The 22,324-nt window shown below is 42.8% G+C and carries 12 protein-coding genes and 1 pseudogene; 3 read left to right on the top strand and 10 right to left on the bottom strand.

The features are described 5' to 3' along the window. The 10 genes and pseudogenes from RHS_RS10765 to RHS_RS30785 form a co-directional block, all read right to left on the bottom strand. The coding region (locus RHS_RS10765) for a DUF4011 domain-containing protein (RefSeq protein WP_395022034.1) at nt 1-2,432 on the bottom strand (2,432 nt) is incomplete at its 3' end. Nucleotides 2,433-2,467: 35 nt separating this feature from the next. Then, the gene (locus tag RHS_RS10760; RefSeq protein ID WP_047833167.1) at nt 2,468-2,932 is read right to left on the bottom strand and encodes a VOC family protein; all 465 of its coding nucleotides are present in this window, start codon (nt 2,930-2,932) and stop codon (nt 2,468-2,470) included. Between the two features lie 383 nt (nt 2,933-3,315). Then, entirely contained in the window at nt 3,316-4,602 is a 1,287-nt protein-coding gene (locus RHS_RS10755; RefSeq protein WP_047833166.1) for an MFS transporter, read from the bottom strand. Nucleotides 4,603-4,685: 83 nt separating this feature from the next. Next, nucleotides 4,686-5,195, bottom strand: coding sequence for a hypothetical protein (locus tag RHS_RS10750; RefSeq protein ID WP_027294573.1), 510 nt, complete (start codon nt 5,193-5,195; stop codon nt 4,686-4,688). A gap of 74 nt (nt 5,196-5,269) precedes the next feature. Continuing rightward, nucleotides 5,270-5,580, bottom strand: a pseudogene (gene rhuM / locus RHS_RS30795) (RhuM family protein); the annotation flags it as partial. A 29-nt stretch (nt 5,581-5,609) separates the two neighbouring features. Further along, nucleotides 5,610-6,752 (bottom strand): 23S rRNA (uracil(1939)-C(5))-methyltransferase RlmD, encoded by a 1,143-nt coding sequence (rlmD, locus tag RHS_RS10745; RefSeq protein ID WP_395022031.1) that lies wholly within the window; start codon nt 6,750-6,752, stop codon nt 5,610-5,612. A gap of 548 nt (nt 6,753-7,300) precedes the next feature. Beyond that, the gene (locus RHS_RS30790; protein ID WP_276325432.1) at nt 7,301-7,432 is read right to left on the bottom strand and encodes a hypothetical protein; all 132 of its coding nucleotides are present in this window, start codon (nt 7,430-7,432) and stop codon (nt 7,301-7,303) included. Nucleotides 7,433-7,666: 234 nt separating this feature from the next. Next, nucleotides 7,667-9,742, bottom strand: coding sequence for a diguanylate cyclase (locus RHS_RS10740; protein ID WP_047833165.1), 2,076 nt, complete (start codon nt 9,740-9,742; stop codon nt 7,667-7,669). Nucleotides 9,743-9,997: 255 nt separating this feature from the next. Continuing rightward, nucleotides 9,998-10,810 (bottom strand): alpha/beta fold hydrolase, encoded by an 813-nt coding sequence (locus RHS_RS10735; RefSeq protein WP_047833164.1) that lies wholly within the window; start codon nt 10,808-10,810, stop codon nt 9,998-10,000. Nucleotides 10,811-10,926: 116 nt separating this feature from the next. Beyond that, entirely contained in the window at nt 10,927-11,490 is a 564-nt protein-coding gene (locus RHS_RS30785) for a 4'-phosphopantetheinyl transferase superfamily protein (RefSeq protein ID WP_377141980.1), read from the bottom strand. A 77-nt stretch (nt 11,491-11,567) separates the two neighbouring features. Between RHS_RS30785 and RHS_RS10725 the strand changes: the two genes are divergently transcribed. Genes RHS_RS10725 through RHS_RS10715 form a run of 3 tightly spaced genes read left to right on the top strand, consistent with a single transcriptional unit; the run spans nt 11,568 to nt 22,307 of the window. After that, nucleotides 11,568-18,929 (top strand): non-ribosomal peptide synthetase, encoded by a 7,362-nt coding sequence (locus RHS_RS10725; protein WP_047833163.1) that lies wholly within the window; start codon nt 11,568-11,570, stop codon nt 18,927-18,929. A gap of 3 nt (nt 18,930-18,932) precedes the next feature. Next, nucleotides 18,933-20,756: a histidine kinase N-terminal 7TM domain-containing protein gene (locus tag RHS_RS10720; protein WP_242849109.1), complete on the top strand. Its 1,824-nt coding sequence runs from the start codon at nt 18,933-18,935 to the stop codon at nt 20,754-20,756. Between the two features lie 24 nt (nt 20,757-20,780). Further along, nucleotides 20,781-22,307: an HD domain-containing response regulator gene (locus RHS_RS10715; RefSeq protein WP_047833162.1), complete on the top strand. Its 1,527-nt coding sequence runs from the start codon at nt 20,781-20,783 to the stop codon at nt 22,305-22,307. Nucleotides 22,308-22,324 lie beyond the last annotated feature (17 nt).

The following is a 22,324-nucleotide window of genomic DNA, read 5'->3' as shown; positions in this document are numbered from 1 at the left end:
CTCTTTACATGCAGTGCCTTTGCATAGGCATCCAGATCCCCACGCATTTTCCGAATATCCTGGATTTTCTTATCGTATTCCGTTGTAATACCCCAGACACCAATCTCCAGACCTCTTTTCAGCTGATCCAGCACGGCTTTCTTAGTCGCTTTATTGGAATGAAGCTCCAGACAAAAATCCTGAATACCAAGTGCTGCCAGTCTCTTCTGCACAACCTCAAGTGCAGCCATTTTCTCCGCCACAAAAAGAACCGTCTTCCCCTTTGTAAGCGCGTTTGCAACCATTGCTGTAATAGTCTGTGATTTTCCGGTTCCAGGTGGTCCGTGCAGCACAAAACTGACACCTGCTGCTGCCATATTAATTGCCCGCAGCTGTGAGGAATCCACTGTTATCGGCAGATATGCTTCATCCGTATCTACACCCTCGGGTATCTTGCAATCCCAATCTACGGCTCCCTTCATCAGACTATGGACTATTTTGTTATTCTTAAGAAAGGCACTATCTGTATGTATATCATTCCACATCACAAACTGTGAAAATGAAAAATTGCCGATAAATCCCGCTTCCACCACATCCCACATAGGAAGATTCATCACTGCATGCCGAATAATCGCAAATATCTTAGGAAGATCCAGTCCATGCTCATCCATTGGCGGCGGATTCAGTCCATAAATTTGCGTGTCGAAGCTCTGTTTTAAAAATTCTAAAAGTGTGATATTAATCTGCGCATCCTCATCACGCATGCGCATTGCATAGCCTTTGCTTGCAGATTTACGAACGATATCAATTGGAACCAATACAATCGGTGCATATCTTACCGTGGCGCTCTTTTTACCTTCAAACCAACGGAGTAAGCCCAATGCTAGATACAGCGTGCTGGCACCATTCTCTTCCATTGACGTTTTTGCTGACCGGTACATCTTGGTCAGACAGCTGTTTAATTCCTTTTCTGTATACAGAGAATGCAGCCGTCGGTGTTTACTCTCCAATGCAATAAAATCCGCAAAAGGGCCCAGCTCTCCCAGTGCTTCTACCGGTACTCCTCCATCACCTGCGATTGACATATCCGCCGGGCGCGGCATAACCTGGAACTCCTCTCCATCCGACAGGGCATCCTCCAAAATACTCACATCGGAAGACAACAGCGGAACCACCGCCTTCGTCATTCTCATATTAATCAGCATATTTCGTAAACTCAGATCTAAAAGCTTACGCTCCCACTGAGTTAGCTTTGTAACCGTATCCTTCTGTGCTGAATCAGGCAGTTCAAAAGTATCTCCAATCGCTTTCGGTGCATTCGTAACATCCTTCTCTTTGCGTTCTTCATGCTGAACCTCAAAGCCAGCTGACGTCTTTACCCGAACCGGAAGGGGCCTTATACCCATGCTTCTGGCGCGCTTCATGTCGATAACAAAAGCAAAATTACCATAATTCGATACTTCACGTTCTGCCAACGTGACTGCCTCATCAAAACTTCTGCTCTTTCCGGCACACATAGCGGTACATTCAACGACAATCATCTCATGAATGCCCTTGGACATACGTTTTTCCAACTGGGAAGGATCATCCATAATCATGTCCGAAAAAGACTCCTCAAGAAGCCAGACACCGGCGAATATATGGCCCTTCATCATCACCATGACCGAATTCAATCCCATGGCTTCCAGGCATGCCACATAAAGTAACGTCATATCCATGCAGGTTCCCAGATGCTGATCTAACACAGCATCCGCCAGACGTATCCGCTGACCAAACACCTCAAAGCTTGAAGGAGGCTCTGCATAAGTAATGTTTTTCTGTTGAATTGCCGCATACACTGCAGCAGCCATATTTTTAACTCGATTCGGATCCTGGAACTGATATCCGGCAAGAGAAGGATCTTCGGTCCATTTTTCCAGATATTTTGACGCAAGCTGTATTATGCTTGTAACCACAGGATGATTCGGCATAGAAAACGCTGCCAGAAGCTCTGGTGTATACTGAAGTCCCGGCCACTGATCAAAGGCAAGTGCCGTAATAGTTACAGTCTGAGATGCAAGCTGAGTCTCTTCAAAATATATCCCCACTGTCAGCTGGCAGATGTTTCTTTCCGTAAGCGATGCCAGATAACCGGCATTAATCGGAACATTCAGATTCTTAAAATGCAGCTCTTCGTCCGGTTTTATCTTCTCAATGCCAAATTTAAAGTTCTCCACCATTTCAATATTTGCGCTGATTTTAACAACCAGATTATCCAAATCTGCTTCGGAAACATTTTTCACACAAACATCTCTGACAACGTATGCACCGATATGAACGATGGCATAGGTCAGCACATCATCAATTTCGCAAGATAACTGCAAAACATTCTTAGCAGGCATTACTTCTTCCGGCTCTTCCAGCAAAGTGTTCTCCCGTTCCAAATTTTGTTTAAAAAGTGTTCTCTGTTCCACTTTTAATCCCCCAATCTTCATTGTAGTTTATCGAATTAACTACACAAAAGTGTCTCTAAATCCGATATAGATACATCCATACGTTTTGAAGTTTCCTCCATTGACATTCCGGAATCAAGGAAACGCTTCACAACCATTTTCATATTTTCACCTACTTCGATAATATGATCATCCAAATCGTAAAAACGTATAGAGCGTTGTCCCCACCCAGCTTCTTTAATACCATCACCAATGTATTGAATGTCGTTACGCTGCTCTAATTTAGCAATAAAGCCGTCAAAATCATCTTCCTCAAAATATAACTCCATATTATGAGATTTATTCAGTATACTCTCCTTCGGGACACCTAGCATCCAGTCAAATTCCTGTTGCAAAGACAACCCGCCAAAAGAAACATTTATACCATAATCTTGAAAAATCTCAAGTCCAAATAACTCCTGATAGAATTTTTTGGATAGATTTATATCTTTCACCGCAATGCAAACACCTTCATATTTCATTTAAATTACCTCCTGTAAAATAGTTCCCTGCTGAATTCTAATTTATCACTAAGATAAGTTTACTATATTTCAGATTAACCGTCTATAATAATAGCTTTCTTTTGATGCTAAAATCGGTTCCTGAACATATTTCTCCACAGGGTATAAGTTTTGACTAATATTTTCATTTTTGCTAAAAAGAATGGGTTTTGCCCTGTGGTTCATTTCCACCTGACAAAACCCATTTTTTATACTCATACGGCCTTACCCCGTCCCCTATCCAGAAAAAATTTATCCATTTTAATTTCATAGAAACACACTATTTCACAATTATTTCGTTAATAAATTCCAAATAGGTTTCACTCATTTCTGCGATATTAGATGCTATCGGAAGATAACCCCCATTAATTATCAGCCTCTTCATGCTCCTTAGCAAATTCGGGATCACGGATGCGACCCACGATTATGATTGCCACAATAAATAAAATAAATGTAAACACAAATGGCAGCCGGCGGTCAATACTTGATAACCACCCTGCAAAATAACCGAATGGTGAAGAAAAAGCAATCGTGAAGGACATAATCAACGCATTAATACGAGCCCGCTCCTCCGGATTAATACTTAGCTGGATCAAGGCATCCTTACGAGGCATGACAAGAGAACCGGCTACTGCCACAACAAAGACATAAATAATAATAAACGGCATATTACCATTCGGTGCCAGTATCAGAAGTATCGCTGCTGCAGCATACAATACCAAACCGCTCCACATAGGGATGCGGAATTTCACGAATTCCAATCGGTGCTGTATTCCTATCAAGAAAATCAACATCACAGCCGCGTTCAAAATCGGAAAAAAAGCCAGATAGCGCGATTCTATACCTAACTCTTGTGTTGCGTACAAACTAAAGAAATTGGTGCTGACCAGATTCGTGATATACAATATCACGGAGACAATAAGTACTTTCATAATCTCTTTATTCTTCAGCACTTTAGGTATCAAATACTTGTATTCATATAACATCCGTGAAACAGGGGTATCTTTAGTCTCAGCCATTCGGATCTTGCCTTGCCGGGTTTCTTTACAATACCGAAAAGTAACAATTACCTTAATCAGCATATTCACAGCGAAAACCAAATATAAAACCCGGACAACCGGAACCACAGTAAAGGAATTGATCAGCAATCCAGAAATCGGTGCAAAAAAGATTGCAATCAATCCGCCGATATTCACCCAAGTATATATTCCCAATAAATCTTTGGGTTCCGCATCTTCAATTAATAAGCAATACCATGCGGTCTGGTTAATCTGCTCAAAGCTGTTGAATAAAACTGCAATTAAAAAGAGCCAGAAGTTACCCGATATGCTCCATATCAGGCAAGCAACAGTCCAACCAAAGAAATCACCCATCATGGTTGTAAATTTTCGCCCCATCTTATCTGTTATGATGCCGCCAAAGAAGGAAAAGAACACCTGAACAAACATGGAAATAGACAAAATCAGTCCTATTTGTACGTCCGTTATTCCCTGTGAGTACATATATAGTGTGGCAAAAGGTGCGATCAGATTATATGGAATACCCCATAGCGGCTCCATTAATATCAGAGTTCTTGGATTTCCTTTGTTATGTTTTAATAATTCTATAAGCGGGTGTTTTCGCAAAGATTTTGTTTTATGTGCTGTGTTCACAGTTTTCTCCATTCTATGTATGTTTATCACTTTATTATTCTAAGAACAAACACCATTAATTTGTGCAACAAACCGCTGCACAATTACTCAATTTCCTTTTTCTGTCGTTCTAAAGCCGATTTACGCACAATTACTTCTGCACAGACCAACCCCTCTATATGTTCCGCAGTTTCATTAGTGAGCAGAAAGAACATTCCGTCATTACGGCATTTTTTATGTACATCTCCATTCATGGTATAAACAAATCCTTTCACACAAGTAGGGCTGCAGGCATTAGAGTCAATAAGTCTCTTACAATCACGAGAATCAGTCATTTTCTTTTTCATATCATCCGGCAGAGACGCGATTACATCTTCATACTTTTCGGCATTGTCACCATAAATCCGTGCCAAAATACCCGCTTTACGAAACACCCAATTCATTACTGTTTTCTTCTCAACTTGATAGGAAGCAGCGTAACCATTTTTTACGTCCTTGATTACAAGGTCACAGCCCTGTTCTATGAGTTTGTCATTAAGTTTCTCCACAAACCCCTGGTGTTCCGGCGCAACTGCCGATAGGAACGCTTGGAATGAAGCCTTTTCTTTTACCATTATCTTTCCCGCCTCCAAAATTTAATTTATCTTTCAGCTAAACCTTATTTATTAGTATCTGGATGTTTGGCTTCCGCCGTGTGTCTGTGAATAGCCCACTGCATCTTATTCTGCACAGTCTGAAAAAACATCTGGTGGTCTTTGCGTACTTATCATAATCGAAACCCGTGGCATCCCGTGGCATACAAATCTGTAATTTTCTGATAGAATTTACGCACAGAAAGGCGAATCTCACGGATATTTTGCAACTGTCACGCAAAGTATTAATCCGTGAACATATGTCCTTTTTGGAGGCGATCCTTATCCATCGTCCAACCCTGAATGGTGTAATCCTTGACAATTTGCCCATAAAACCAACAGCGCTAATCATCTGGAGATTATAATGAACCACAAAATCCCTCAACCAGCCTGGAATCAACCTTTCCGCACCAGCAGTACGACGGTTTCAACATGCCCAGTCCAGGCAAACATATCCACACCCCAACTCCCCTTACATCCATACCCTTTCTTCGTCAAATACTCTAAATCCCTGCCTAACGTCTCCGGGTTACAGGAAACATAAACCACTCTCTCAGGCCCCATCTGCACCATAGAATCCATAAATTCTTCTGTACTTCCGCTTCTTGGCGGATCCATAAATACCACGTCTGCTTTTTCGCCCTGAGCTGCCATATCCGCCATGAAATTCCCTGCATCGGCACAGTAAAATCTTACATTCTCTATCTCATTGCGCTTGGCATTGGTTACTGCATCACGGACTGCATCTTTGTTTAACTCCACGCCAATTACCTGCTTTGCTTTCTTGCTTGCAATTAAACCGATTGTTCCAATGCCGCAATATGCATCAATTACCAGTTCATTTCCCGTAAGACCTGCTGCATCAATAGCTTTTTTGTACAGAACTTCCGTCTGTACGGGATTCACCTGATAGAAGGATTTTGAAGAGATGCGGAATGTACAGCCGCAGAGTATATCCTCGATGTAGCCTTTACCAAACAGTGTTTTTTCCTTATCTCCAAGGACCATACTGGTTCCTCTGGCATTTACATTCTGGATAATGGTCGTAATCTCCGGATGAAGTTTGCGTATCGCGCCGACAAAATTGTTTTTGGAAGGGAATACCGGGGAGGCCGTCACCAGTACCACCATGATTTCGTTCGTGGTAAATCCACGTTTTACAAGCACATGGCGAAGGAGTCCATATCCCGTATCCTCGTCATAAGTTCTTATTTTAAATGATTTTAAAAGTCCCCGGATACTCTGAATAATTTCATCTGCTTTCTGATCCTCGATCATACAGGATTCTATTGGAACCACATTGTGCGTTCCCGCCTGGTATACACCACAGATGGGATTCCCTCTTTTATCCCTGTCAAATACTGCGTGAACCTTATTTCGGTAATGGTAAGGGTTTTCCATTCCAATCACAGCATTTACTTTACAGAACTTTCCAATCCATTTCCTGATTTCTTTTTCTTTTAATTTTAATTGCTCCTGGTAAGGAATTCCCTGATACTGACAGCCACCGCATTTTTTAGAAACAGGGCATATCTCCATACCATTTACCTTTTTTAAATCACTTTGTTTCTTTTCTCCAGATTGACCCCTTTTACTATTTTTTCTTCCTTCCCCGCTATCTCCGAATTTTCTTTTTTGCTTATTTTCCGACGCCGCTCCAGGTTTCCGACTTTCCCTATTTCCCGACACCGCTCCAGGTTTCCGACTCTCCCTATTTCCCGTCTCTGTTCCAGGTTTTCTATTTTCTCTATTTCCCGACGCTGCTCCAGGTCTTCTATTTTCTCTATTTCCTAACTCTGCTCCAGAATTTCTACTTCCTCTATTTCCTGACTCTGTCCCAGAATTTCTACTTCCTCTATTTCCCCTCTCCGTTCCAGGTTTTCTATTTTCTCTATTTCCCGTCACCGCTCCAGGTTTTCTATTTTCTCTATTTAACGACTCCGTTTCTGGTTTTCTACTTCCTCTATTTCCCGGCTCTGCCCCAGAATTTCTACTTCCTCTATTTCCCGGCTCTGCTCCCAATTTTCTACTTTCCCTATTATCATCCCGACCAGCTTTCGGCTTTTTACTATGCCAATCTTCCCGGCTTACTCCTGATACCCTGCTCTGTCTATCTTCTTCCCGTCCTGGTCTTGATTTTCTATTATTCTTGTCCCCTTTAAAAGCATCATCTCTTTTTGCCATATCAGCTTTCTTCTTCCCTGACTTGCCTTTTTCAAAACTTTTCCCCTCCTTATTCTGATAATCCTTCCGGCCATCCGTCTTTTTCATTTCTCTTTTTTGCGTTCCTGTCTTCACAAATTCACCTGTTATCTTTCTATTGTTTTTAATTTTCTATTGTTTTTATATTTTCTATTCTTCTATTGACTATTAGCAGCATTCTATTCATTTACTGCCGCTTACCTGCTTTACTGTCTATTTTCCATCTATTCTAATTCTGTTATTCCTTCTCATCACAATCCTTTTTCACAATAAACCGCATACTGGTTTTTCCCACATCTCTTCGCCTGGTACAGTGCGATGTCGGCTTTTTCAAATAACTCATCCCAGTCTTTTCCATGTTTTGGATAGAGCGCCACACCGATACTGCAGGTTGCAGCAAGATTCGCTTCTGCTGTGATTTCGGCAAAGTCATGTGACAGCTGACCTGCTTTTTTCATAGCGTATTCTTCATTGTAGCAGTCTTTCATGCATACAATGAACTCATCTCCGCCAATCCGCCCTACTACATCGCTTTTCCGAAACAGATTATGAAGCGTTTGAGCCATCATATTTAATACCCGGTCTCCATTATGGTGCCCATAGGTATCGTTGATGCCCTTGAAATTATCAATATCCAGAACAAATAATCCCTGGATATCATCAGGTGCCGATTCCAAATGATCCTCTATTAATTTTTTAGAGACGCTCTTGTTATAAAGGCCAGTCATTGGATCTTTTTGTACCTTACTTTCTAATTCTATAGAACGGCGCTTACGTTTATCTATGTTGTTAATCTTACAGATCAGACGGCTGATTGCACCATTTTCATCTACCATGGAATAAAAACGGATCAGGCACCAGAGATAGGTCTCATCACCTTTTTTGATTCTTGCCTCACATTCTTCATAGGGCTTCTCTCCATAAAGAACTTTTTTAAAATTATCTTTTATCATATTCCAGTCTTCTTCATAGACAAACTCTTTTCCATCTTCTGATTCAATTTCCATTTTCAGCATTCTGCCGAATATCTCTTCAAAATTTTGCATTACCAGAACACGCATATCATGGACATCGTATTCTACGAAGCAAGATTCCATCTGGTTGACAATGATTTTATAACGTTGATTGTTAAATGACAGCTCATCTTCAAATGCCTTGTATTCCGCAATATCCACCAGAATTCCATAGACATGCAGTTCCCCATCTTCTTCAAAAATATTACTGACCTGCTGTACCCAGTAAGCAGGTGAAGAAAGGCTGTTCAGTCGAAACCTCATTTTAAAGCTTTTTCGTTCCGGTATCATTTTTTCTATATTCTCTAATACCATCTGCCTGTCCTGGTCATATACCAGCTCCAGATAATTGTTGTGAAAATTTTCTTTGAAATCCTCTTCCCTGCAGCCCAGCATCTGGTATAATCCATTATTGATAAAAGACAGCTGCATTGATTTGGGATCATATCGGAACATTCCGCCCGGGGCATGACTGGATACATTCTCAAGCAAATTTGCAAGCTTGCGCATCTGTTTGTTATTAAAATACAGATAGCACAAAATCCCTCCCATAATAATCAGAAAAAGCACTACCATTTTACCCATAAACAACATTCCGGTTACGGTACTTTTCGAGGTATATTCACCCAGTTTTGATGCAGACGATATGTTAAAAAGATACCACTTTCCTCCGGGAACAGGTGCATAATTGCAATAATAAAGAAAATCATCCACCTCAAAAGCCAGATTCCCCACCGCTGTTTTTCCCATATTATCCATTCCGGAAACATGCAAAAGCCGGTTTAGCTGTATATTCTGATAGACTGTACGCAATACCCCAACAGCCTTTCCCTCCCGGTACACCGGCACTGCAAATACGATGCTGTACTCTCCCGTCACCCTGGATTTGATCAGATCAGAAATAATCCGGCCGCCTTTTAAAGCACTCTTAAAATAATCACGGTCAGCAATAGATACCTCCTCCCTGTCCTTCTCATATGTCCGTCCCAAAGGATCTGCAATACTCACCCGGCAATTATCATGGTGGTTCCCGAACTGAGCAAGGATGTCCATCAACTCTTCATTCTCATATTGATCAAATCTGGAAATCGTAGTTGCCAGGGATTCCAGATCTGAAAAATGATCATCTAAGATAAAGGAAACATTAATACACTTCTTTTGGATATCTCTTGCGGTAATCTCCATAGAAAGCTTCTGAGAATTATTATTCGTCTGCAATGTAAAGTCCACGCAAATTACACCTGCTACTATAGCTGCTATTAATAAAACAAGTACCAGAAAAACTGACCGATATTTTATGATTCTTTTTTTCAATTTCCTTCCCCCGAAACGATACCCCCTAGATTTACATTCTCATGTCATTCCAAGCTGCGTCACCTTTTGTATGAGTATCATCCATATAATATCATTATATAATTTGAGGTAACAAACAGCAAGCGCTTTTTTAGATACATTTTCCCATATTAGATCAAAAACTTATAAAATAGGAAAGAATGGAAACCTTTTTACAGTTTCCATTCCCCCTATAGTCCGATTTATTCGTTTATAATTTCAAAAAAATACTCATTTTTATTCGTTTATAAATTCAAGAAAATACTCATTAAACCGATCTAATTCATCATAGAACACTCCATGTGCACTATTTTTCAGAATGTATAACCTGGAATTTGCTATCTCACGATGCTGACACTCTGTCAATTCCTTTAATACTACCTGATCCTTAGCTCCGGCAAAGATTGCCGTAGGAACGTGTACAGCTTTCAAATCTTCTCTTCCGTCTTCATCCCGTAAGGCATAAGCGGACTGAATGTTGGCAATACCGGATGCTGAAAGTGCAATATCTTCAAACCAGTTCTTCAGCGGCTCGCTGTGAGGACTTGCAAATAACATCTCGTGTGCAAAATTGTGGCATAACTGCGGTCTGTCCGTTGCCGCCTGACAGATTAACTCATCTGCCTTTTCCCGGGGAAGCCCATATGGAAACCCTTCTCTCTGTGTCCAGCTGGGTGCCGCTGCTGCAATAAGTATTAATTTATGAACCCCATATCCCTGAAAACAATTCATGTAGCGCAGTGCAATCGCTCCACCCATCGAAAATCCGCATAATATAAAAGACTTCAGGCGCAGCGCTTTTACTATATTATAGATATCTCTTGCCATCTGGTCATAATAATAACCGCATCGTGGAGCATCCGAATTCCCATATCCCCTTAAGTCCATAGTTACCACACGGAAACCGCAATTTAGTAACAATTCCTCCTGATATTCATACATTTTGTGCGACAGCGGCCAGCCATGGATTAATACAATCGTCCATTTCCCCTGTGGATTGGGATCATAAACAGCCAATTTCGTACCATCATTTGATTTTACATGAAACATAGTAATTATCCAATCTCTTTTTTACCAGTATATGCAGAAGATCCGAAATCGGGAAACCCAAAATTTCCTCTATTGACACTATATGGTTAATCCTTGTATAATAAGCTATACAATTTTTAGAAATATACTAAAAAATAAATATTTATGATTTTTTCTGCACATATGCATAAAGAATATCCGGGCTTTCTGGAAATATTTACCAGTTCTGTGTCTAATATCCGATTTTTCAGTTTATTTTCCTCAATAACTGAAAAATCTTTCATTGGCTGACGCAGTCCCATGCCTATATATTTCAGATAACTTTCCTTGGCGCACCAAATATCGTAAAATTGGTTTGCGCCTTTTTCAAGAACTGTTTCATATTCTTGCGGATGATACCAGTGTTTCGCAATATTTATAAAATCTATCGCTTTATGCTCTTGTATATCAAATCCGATGGGTTCTTTATGAAATGCGCACATCCAGTAGTCCCCACTGTGGGAAATTGAATAATGGACTCCCCTGTTTTCTGAAAAATACGGTTTTCCATAATTCCCATATTTTTCTGTATAGCAGTTGATTTCGTCTCCATACAGCCCTGCATAATGCCGGGCACATTTTTGAAGACGCCGGTTGCGAAGAGATGGGTCGGTTCCTTTACATATGTAAACAAAAACATCATAAAAATTAAGCGTATTCATTAACAGTACTCCAATCCTATTTTCATTCTATTGGATACTTATTTTTATGTCAAGTTCATTGTACGAAAGGAAAAAAAGTGGATAATCATAACTTTGCAGACGATACAACGATAAAATACTTACCTCTATCTTACAGCCAGCAGAATATCTGGAACCTGGAAATGGCAAATCCCGGAGTTCCGATCAACAATATCTGTACCGTATTACGCATTGAAGGAAATTTTAATGCTGAACTGCTCCAGCAGTGCATTACCTTCGCTTATGAAGCATTCTCAACGCTTAGAACCCGGATCACGCTTCAGGAACATAACCCTGTCCAATATATTGATCCGGAAATACCAAAGACAGCACCTTTTCTGGATTTTTCCAAAACAAACCAGGAGGGCGCATCTATTTGGGACGTTTCTGTTGCCAGAGAACATATTACCCTTTGTGACTCTCCGCTGTGTCAGATGATTATTTTTAAACTATCTGAAAATACAGGGGGTATTTTGACAAAGATCCACCATATTATTGCAGATGCATGGTCACAAACCCTTGTCACCAACCAGATCATTCATAACTATTTCCGGCTGCTCCAAAACGAAGCACCGGATTGTACTTCTATGCCGGAATATGCTGTACATATCCAGACTGAACTGGACTATCTTACTTCCAGGAGAAGTGACAAGGACCGTGCATATTGGCAGGAAATGCTGACCGATATTCCGCCTGCGTTTACAAAAGAATACCAGTATGCACATATCAGCCCTGTGGGCATTCGAAAGTCTTATTCGCTCTCAAATCGTTCCAATCGTATGATCGGAAGTTTTTGTGCACAGAATAAGGTGTCTCCTTTTGCTGTCTTTTATATGGTTCTTGCCATATATTTAAAACGTATTAAGGGGCAGACACGCTTTTGCATCGGTGTTCCAACTGTAAACCGCATAAACTATCAGGAAAAACAGACTGCCGGCATGTTTGTGAATACCCTTCCTTTTGTAAATGAACTGGATGATTCGATTTCTTTTCAGGAATTTAATGAAAAATTGAAAAATGACTGGTTTAAACTGCTTTATCATCAGCGCTTTCCATTTAGTGAGATTAAGAAGACAATTACCGCAAAAGATAACGATCTGGCAGCCAGCCAGTTATTCAGCATTGCACTTTCCTATCAGAACACGCAGATCCATCATCTGAGAGGTGCCCAGGTAACGCTGGAGGGGCGCTGGCTTTACAGCGGATATCAGGCGGAATCTCTGTGCGTCCACCTGAGCAGCCGGGATGCGGATAACCGCTTTTTAGTAGATTATGATTACCTTACCCAGATTTTCTCAGAAGAGGAAATAGATACCCTGCACCACCATCTTATGCAGATCCTCCATAGTGCCCTTATGAATCCGGATATTCCAATTGCGGATCTTTCCGTGATCAGCGAAGAGGAGGAAGAACATCTGATTTTTGATTTTAACCAGACAGATGCATGGTATCCAAAAGAAAGTACATTACGGGATGTCCTTCGCGATAAGGCACTCACTATGCCGGATCGTGCGGCAATCATCTGCTGCGGCCGCCGTACGACTTACGGCGAACTTTACCAGGACGCACTTACCATTGCCCGGAATCTGCTTACCGCTGTTCCTGACGGAAATGAAACCATCGCATTGTTACTGGAGCGCAGTGAATCATTATTTAAAGCAATGTGCGCGGTTGCCATATCGGGAAATGCGTGGCTTTTATTGGATATCACGATGCCAAAGAACCGGCTTCTTGAACTTTTAGCGGAAAGCGGAGCCGCTTACTGTATCACAGAAGAAGGCGAAGAAATGGATACCCGGATTCCCCAAAATAGTATCCGCAGTCTCTTGGTTCACCCTGCGAATCAGGCCGCCGATTTCGCCATCGACAATATGCCGGCAATTACATCAGACAGTCTCGCTTACCTGGTATATACATCAGGCAGTACCGGTAAGCCGAAGGCCGTTCAGATCTTCCAGTATAGTGTAATGAATCTGGCTAATAATATGGCGCCCCTTTATCCAAAGGGTGCTGTTCTTTCTATTTGTAATGTTAGTTTTGATGCCTTTTTGCTGGAAAGTATGAGCGCACTGCTGAACGGCAGAACCATTGTATTCACTTCACAGGAAGAAATGAATCATCCGGCTTCACTGGCTAAGCTGATTGAGCGTTTCGACGTTGGTTTTCTCTCAATGACACCATCAAGGCTGAAGTCTTACTTAAAAGAACCTGCATTTTTAAGTGCCATGAACCGTATCGAAACAATCATATGCGGTGGTGAAAGTCTTTCGCCTGAAATCTACCAGATTCTGCGCTCCTGTACTCTTGCACGGCTGTATAATCAATACGGACCGTCAGAGGCAACCGTTGCAGTCAGCCACAGTGTGGTATCCGGCAACGAAATGATCACCATCGGAAAACCTATGGCAAACTGCCGCATTTATATCCTGGATGATTCTATGCGCCCTCTTCCCATCGGATCTGCCGGAGAATTATATATCGGGGGAACCTGTCTTGCCGCAGGATACCTGAATGCTCCGGAGCTGACGGCGCAGAAATTCGTTGCTGACCCCTATCTTCCAGGTGAACGTCTATACCGGACCGGAGATTTAGGCTATTGGAATTCCAGAGGGGAGATCGTCTTCCAGGGGCGTATCGACAGCCAGCTGAAGATTCTGGGACACCGGGTAGAACCTGCAGAAATTGAAGAACAGCTCCAAAATCATCCTTTGGTTAAAAATGTAGCCGTACGTGCTTTTGATCATCATTTAATTGCATACTTTACATCAGATCAGAATCTTTCAGGGGAAGACCTGCTGGCATTCGCCTCCAGCTACCTCCCTCATTACCTGCTGCCCGTATTGGCTGTGAAGCTTCCCGAGATTCCACTGACGGCTAACGGAAAGACAGATTATAATAACCTTCAGAAGCCGGAGCTTCCCGATGAACATGAATCTCCTGCTGATGAAATTGAAGAAAAGTTGCTGGAAATATGGAGAAGGCTGCTGTCCAATGAGCAGCTTGGCATTCACACCAACTATTTTTTATCCGGTGGGGATTCCTTAAATGCAGTAGCCATGCTTACAGAGGTAGAGGCAGTGTTTTCAAAATTACCGAAAATCTCCGATCTGTATGCCAATAATACGATCCGCCGCTTTGGCAACTTCCTAAGAGGCGAACCGGTAGCTGTAAGCCCGCGGCAGGGTAAAATACCTCCGGCACCAAACCGCAGTACCTACCCTCTTACAGCGGCGCAGAAAAATTTCTATGTATTACAGCAATTGGATAAAACCGGTATCAGTTATCATATGCCGGGTTTATTCCGTGTTTCTACCCCGATTGATGCTGATCGTTTGGAAGCCGCACTGCTGCAGTTAATCGCGGATGATGAAATGCTGCGTACCGGTTTTGAAATTGAGGGAATGAATGTTGTTTCCCGTATTCATTCAGAAGCAGAATTCCATTTAGAGCGTAGAAGCCATAACAACCCACATGAGGCACTGGAAGAATTTGTGCGTCCATTTGAGCTTGCCGTTCCACCGCTCTTTCGGGTAATGCTGCTGGAAACAGAAGCCCGGGAACAATATCTGCTTTTTGATATGCATCACATTATATCCGATGGAATCAGCAGTGCCCTTACCCTGTCCAGGCTGGATCAATATTACCGCAATGAAATCCCCGCCCCTGCTCCGGTCCGATACCGAGACTATGCCTGGTGGATGGAACAGCAGCCCAAAGAATGGCTCCTGGAACAGCGGGAATATTGGAAAAACCGTTTACAGGGATCTGTACCACAATGGACCATGCCGACTGACCGCCCCCGGCCGAAAGAATTTCTGGGTGAAGGGGACAAAGTCGTATTTAGCATGCCGCAAAATATACTGGTTCCTTTCGAAGCATTTTGTAAAACTCATCAGGTTACCCCATATATGCTGCTGCTCAGTGTCTATGCGCTTATGCTTTCCAAATTTGCCGGAAATGAAAATCTGATAATCGGATCTCCCGTCTCCGGACGGCGGCACATGGAACTGTCTGAACTTACCGGAGTTTTTGTGAATACGCTGCCTGTTTTATTAAATCCTTCTTCCGACAAGAATTTTATGGCTTATTTAAAGGAAGTAAAACAGGACGTACTGGATATGCTGGATCATCAGGATCTTTCATTAGAAGAGATCGTTAATCTGGCACAAACAGAGGAACGCCGTGGCAGCCAGGCACTGTATCACGCTTTATTTTCCCTGGCGCCCGTGAACCCTTCTGAATTCTCTCTGGGTGATGCACACCTTGAGATGGTACCTTCCGACATTCATGCAGCTAAAGTGGAATTACACCTGGAGACCATACATACCCATGATGGATACCGTTTCACACTGGAATATGCGAAAAATATTTTTGACCGTATCACAATGGAATTTTACAGCAGGTCCTACCTCCATATTCTGGAAACCATGCTGATCCATCCGGAAATGCCTCTCAGTGAAGTATCTCCCACAGCACCTGTGGATCAGCTGCAGTTACTGGAAATACCAAATCAGATGCGGATGCCTTATGACGCCGCAATGGTTGATCAGATGATTGACCGCTATGCCCTGCTTTCTCCGCAAAGTACAGCTGTCTGCTGGGGTGAAAATTCCAGTTATACCTTTGCACAGTTAAAACAGCGTTCCGATGCTCTTGCTGTTTACCTGATTCGGGAAGGCGTACTCCATGGGGATGTGGTTGCATTTATGCCAAAACGTGACGGGGACATGCCGGTAACCATGCTCGGTATTTTAAAAGCAGGCGCTGCTTATCTTCCTGTAGATCCTGATTTTCCGTCGGAACGCATTTCCTATATGCTGGAAAATGCAAAAGCCCGTCTGCTGTTATTGGGAGATTCTGTCACGCCCCCTGATATTTCAGCCTGCCCGGTGCTTCCCCTGAATTTTACCCTGGATGACCACTGGACTCCGGAACTCAAAAGAACCCCGGAGGATGTGTTAAATGTAATCTATACATCCGGTTCCACCGGTAAGCCGAAAGGCGTTATGATGCTGCACAAGGCTATTTCCAACCTGTCAGGTACCGTTACCCCTCTGCTGGGTGAAAACGGCAGTCCTGTCCTCTGCGCATCCAACTGTGTTTTTGACGTATTTACTACAGAAACCCTGCTTGCCCTTGCCAACGGCAGATGCATCTCCATAGCAGATGAAGAAGAAATGCTTCTTCCCTGGAAACTGGCAGACCGGATTATAAAAGACCAGGGGAAAATTATACAGATGACTCCATCAAGGCTTCAGATGTGCCTGGGCGATTCCGCATTTTGTGAAGCATTAAAAGAAGCTGAAATTATCATCCTGCTTGGGGAACCCTGGACCCTCTCGCTGAGGGATAAAATCCGTGAGTTGACAAATGCCCGGATTTACAACATTTACGGACCTACGGAAACTTCTGTTCACAACTGCCTGGGGAATGTGACTGTATCTGAGAGCATTCACATCGGAAAACCTATCGGAAACTGCCGTTATTATCTGCTGGATGAAAACAGGCGCCCACTTCCCCCAACCGCGGTAGGCGAAATCTACATTGCCGGGGAATGCCTGGCTGCAGGATATATTAACCGGGAAGATCTGACAAACCAGGTATTTGTACCGGATCTGCTATGCGCAAACCAGCGCATGTACAAAACAGGAGATCTTGGGAGGCTTCGTGCCGACGGGAACTGGCAATGCCTGGGGCGTGTTGATAACCAGTTGAAATTAAACGGTCACCGTATTGAACCGGAAGAGATTGCCTCCCAGATCATTCAGTCACGCTTTGCTTCTGAAGCGGCTGTAGTTCCTGTGAAGAACAATGATATGGTGCAGTCACTGAGGGGATTTCTGGTTCCTGCCAATCAATACACAGAGGAAAAGTTAAGGGATTATTTAATGGAACAGCTGCCCGACTATATGATTCCTTCTATATTTATTCCGTTAAGTGCTCTTCCACGTACCGCCAGTGGTAAGCTGGATATCCGACAGCTGATGGAAATGGAACCGCCGAAAGAGAATATACCAAAAAGACAGCCCCTTGCTAATCCTCAGGAGGCATTACTGCAGTCAGTCTGGGAAGAAGCGCTTGGGAAAAAGCCGGACTGGAATGTTTCCTTTTTTAAACAGGGCGGAACATCCCTGACTGCAATTATGGTACTCAGCCAGTATTACAAAAACCACATGGATTTCTCATTAAATGATTTTTACAGCTGTCCCACTCTTTCGGGTCAGATTGAGAAAATAACAGGAAGCCGTAACCAGATCCATCCGGAAACAGCCGCCACTGTGGAAACAGGGGCAGAATCAGAAAGGCTTGCAAGGTTTCTGCCTGACAATAACAAGGCTGTCCCAAAAAGCCGGATAACTCTTTTAACCGGTGCAACCGGATATCTGGGCGCACATCTGCTGTATGAATTGCTTGGAACCGGGATAGAGAAATTAATCTGTCTGGTACGTACCGGAGGGGAAAAGAAGCTTAAAGAAGTTATTTCCAGCTATTTTGGAGAAAGTTTTTACTCTTTTGTCTCCCGGCGTATAGAAATTGTAAACGGTGATATCACCCTTAAGCATTTTGGCATATCAGCACCCGAATATGAACGATTGACAGATCGTGTTGATATGGTCATCCATTGTGCAGCAGATGTAAGACACTATGCCCCAAATGATGAGCTTGCCCTTACAAATACCTTTGGAACCGAAAACTGCATAGCTTTTGCCAGAGATGCCGCTGCCGCACTGATACATATTTCCACAATCAGTGTAGCCGGAGAATATATTATGGATGCCCCCGGACTCCCTGTATTTTACAGCGAACGTGATCTGGACATGGGGCAAAACTGGATGGATAATCCATATACAAAAAGCAAAATTCTTGCGGAAGCTGCTGTTGCCGAAGCTATAGAGGATGGTGTAAATGCCAGGATCTTCCGTGTCGGGCGCCTGGTTTCCCGGGCAAAAGACGGCGTCTTCCAGTTAAATCCAGACAGTAATGCATTTTACCGCATTATCAGGGGATTGCTGATTTTAAAGAAGATTCCCAGGGAATTTGACCGTGTATTTATGGAAATGACCAGCGTGGATTTGTGTGCGGAGGCAATCGTAAAATTATTATATCAGCCGGGCACTGCTTTCCATGTAATCAATCCCCAGGAATCCGCATTGGGAGATATTTTAAAATCCTGCTGTGATATGGAACTGGCTAAACGGGAAGAATTCGAAGAATTGCTCCGTGATCAGGCTGCACAAAACAGTTCTCCTTTTATTCAGGCAGTTGCCGAGGCTTATTTTTCCGGCACCGCTTTCCATACACAGATTCAGATTCAGGCAAGGGATACGGCTTATCAGCTGCAGCAGCTTGGATTTACCTGGCCCCAGCCGGATCTTACAAAAATCAGCCGGTGCTTTGACTGCACCCGGAAGGAGGAATAAATTTTGCTGGGAATAGCCCCTCATATCGTAGATATCGCCATTGCTATCTTGCTTTTTTTCATCATCAGCTGCATCTCAAAAGGACGCTTAAAACTGATTCAAAAGCTCTATGTGGCATCCTCCGTCTTTTTACTTATCTGGATGACTGCTATCCTGGGAATCTTATGTATTCCGGATTCCAGGAAGAACCTTTTGATGCTGATGGATGCCATAACCTGTTCGGCATGTGCCCTTATGGTCGTAACTACACTGTTGATTTCCATAACCTTTGTTAAACAGTTTACACATCTGCCAAAGGCATATTATTTATTATACCTGCTTCCTGTTATGACATCACTGATTGTATTTACCAATCCGTACCATCATTTATTTTACCGGAATTTTTCCATCTATGCTTCAGAGGTGGAGTTTGGTCCGCTGTTTATATTATCCGGTACCCAGTATTATGTTTATTGTATTGCTTCTATTATCATCAGTCTGCGCTATGGCTATAAATGCAGGAACAGGGGAATATTGTGGCAGGCATCCTTATTTGCCGCCGGTCTTGGGATACCGGTCCTTGTAAACTTAGTTGCAACCCTGAAAATACTCCCTCTGCCCATAACAGCCACACCACTGGCTTTTCTGGTAACGATAGCATTTCATGGTATTGCTATTTATTACCTGAATTTCCTGCAGATCAAGCCGACTGCCCAGGAAAATATTTTAAATAATATTTCAGACTGCTATGCAGTAATCTCCTCTGATGGCTTTATTCTGAATACGAATCAGGCTTTTGAGGAAACCTTTGGGGAATCTTACGGTATGAAGGTGGATACTTATCTTCAAAACGCCGTAGACGCTCTGGAAGACCGGAAAAAAGATGTAATCTATAACCTTTTGAATTTTTTTGACATCTGTAAACAGTCTATCAGTGTTATCTCTTATGAACAGGCTGTATTGCGTGAAGACGGAAAATTCTACTATTCCGTTGAAGTATCTCCCATCTTTCAGAAAAACAACATGGTGGGTGTTGTCGCTCTGTTAAAAGATGTGACCGAGCTAAAAGAAAACATGAAACGGGAACAGCTGAACTTAAGCCGTACCATGGAAAGAGAGCGCCTGGCGTCCCTGGGTCAGATGATGGGCGGGATCTCCCATAACCTGAAAACACCGATTATGTCCATCTCCGGTAATGTGGAAAGTCTGGGCAACCTGGTAACAGAATATGAACTCAGCATTGATGACCCTGCGGTAACTCTGGAAGACCATCAGGAAATCGCACAGGAAATGAGAGAATGGCTGGCTAAAATCCGCGGCTGCTGCAGCTATATGTCCGATATCATTACTACAGTAAAAGGTCTGGCTACTAATATGAACACCTCAGATATTGTAGAATTCTCCATGGACGAAGTCGTAAAAAAGGTACAGCTGCTGATGAATCACAGCCTGACAAAGAACAAATGCCAATTAACTATTATAAATAAGGTACCCCCTGAACTTTTATTAAGTGGAGATGTAAATAATCTGGTACAGGTATTAAACAACCTGATTGATAATGCTGTGTACTCCATGAAAGAGACAGGAGGGGAAATCATATTGAATCCTTATCTGGAAGATGAGTTTATTATTATTAAAGTTGCTGATCACGGTCCCGGTATTTCCCCGGAGGTGAAAAAGAAGCTTTTTCACAGCATGATTACGACTAAGGGAGCAAATGGAACCGGTTTAGGCCTTTACAGTTCAGAAGGCCTGATAAGGGGTAAATTTGGTGGGAGTATGTGGGTAGAGGACAATCCGGCTGGCGGCGCTGTCTTCTACGTAAAAATTCCGGTATCCGCCGAATAAAATAAGCTAAAGAGAGGTATTAGTATGCGCAAGAACAGAATAGGTCGGGAAAAAAATGGTTTTTCAATGATGGTATTAGACGATGACTGTAATATCACCGATGCTCTGTCTTCTTATTTTGATGCATCCGGTTTTACCGTGGATACATCAAATGACCCAATAAATGCACTGGAACAAATGAAACAGCATTCTTATGATATACTGCTTCTCGACTTTTTGATGTCTCCAATCTGCGGCGATGAAGTATTGGCCCGCCTTCGGGAATTTGACCGGAGAATTTTTGTTATTTTACTGACCGGTCATAAAGAGATCGCACCGCCCCTGAATACAATCCGTGAATTAGATATCCAGGGTTATTTTGAAAAAACGGACCGTTTCGACCAATTGGAACTGCTGGTAGAAAGCAGCCTCAAATCCATCCGCCAGATAAGAACCATAGAAAGATATCAGGATGGACTTACCCAGATACTTTCCGGTATCCCCCGGCTTCATCATCTGCTTCCCTTAACAGATATAGCCGGACAGATCATGGATCAGATCCATCATTTACTTGGTAACCGGAATATTTTTGTGTGGCTGAAGCCCAGAAATATCATTCGTTCTATGCCGGTAGATGTACTCCCTGAGAACGTATTCTGCGGAACAGGCTGCTTTGATAAAGAATTCGAAACCTTTAGCAAAGAAGATTTTCAGGTCCGTACCGACCTGTTTCAGACCTGTTTGTCCGAAAATAAAATCATCAGTGAGGATAATCTAACGCTTCTCCCCCTCCCCGGCGGAAGGGATGCCTGGCTGGGGGTAATCGGACTGCGCAGACAGAACGCCCTGGATGAAGTGCAGGCTTATCTGGTCTCTGTATATGTGGAACAGATCTCCACCGCTTTACACAATACCATTTTAAATATCCTCTTAAACACCAATAACAAAGCACTTGCTGAAGCCATATCGAAATTAAAGGAAAGCTATATGCAGACAGTAGAAGCCCTTCGGCTTCTTGTAGATGCCAAAGATATCTATACCGGAGGCCATTCCGACCGGGTATCCTATTATAGCCTGAAGCTGGCGAAAGCACTGAACAAAAACGATTCCTTCTGTGAATGTGTACGTGTTGCGGGACTGCTCCATGACATTGGTAAAGTAGGGGTTGCAGACTCCGTACTGTGTAAAAATAAAGAACTGACTGACGAAGAATATGACAGTATCCGCCTCCATCCCAGAATGGGTGCAAAAATCCTCTCCTGCATCGACATGTTTCAGGATCTGGATGATATTGTTTTGTCCCATCATGAAAGATATGATGGCTGCGGATATCCCAATCAGCGCCAGGGAGAAGAGATTCCCCTCCAGGCACGTATCATCACTATTGCAGATGCCTTTGACGCTATGATGTCTAACCGCCATTACCGCAAGAAATTATCTCTGGAAAAAGCGCTCTGTGAATTGCGCGAAGGGAGAAACACACAATTCGACGGCAGGCTGGTTGATGTATTTATCAATATAGTTGAATCCAATTACGAACAAATGAACCAGGAATTACAGTGGACTTATTAAATCAGACCCCCATGGAG

It is taken from the genome of Robinsoniella sp. RHS, from assembly GCF_001029355.1.
GTDB classification, from domain to species: domain Bacteria; phylum Bacillota; class Clostridia; order Lachnospirales; family Lachnospiraceae; genus Robinsoniella; species Robinsoniella peoriensis.
This window is presented reverse-complemented; position numbering and strand designations above follow the sequence as displayed.

Bases quoted from the DNA above. Each gene is read 5' to 3' on its own strand.
- RHS_RS30785 (WP_377141980.1), bottom strand. From the start codon at position 11,490: ATGAATACGCTTAATTTTTATGATGTTTTTGTTTACATATGTAAAGGA.
- rlmD (WP_395022031.1), bottom strand. From the start codon at position 6,752: ATGGAGATATGCCCTGTTTCTAAAAAATGCGGTGGCTGTCAGTATCAG.
- RHS_RS10735 (WP_047833164.1), bottom strand. From the start codon at position 10,810: ATGTTTCATGTAAAATCAAATGATGGTACGAAATTGGCTGTTTATGAT.
- RHS_RS10760 (WP_047833167.1), bottom strand. From the start codon at position 2,932: ATGAAATATGAAGGTGTTTGCATTGCGGTGAAAGATATAAATCTATCC.
- RHS_RS10715 (WP_047833162.1), top strand. From the start codon at position 20,781: ATGCGCAAGAACAGAATAGGTCGGGAAAAAAATGGTTTTTCAATGATG.
- RHS_RS10750 (WP_027294573.1), bottom strand. From the start codon at position 5,195: ATGGTAAAAGAAAAGGCTTCATTCCAAGCGTTCCTATCGGCAGTTGCG.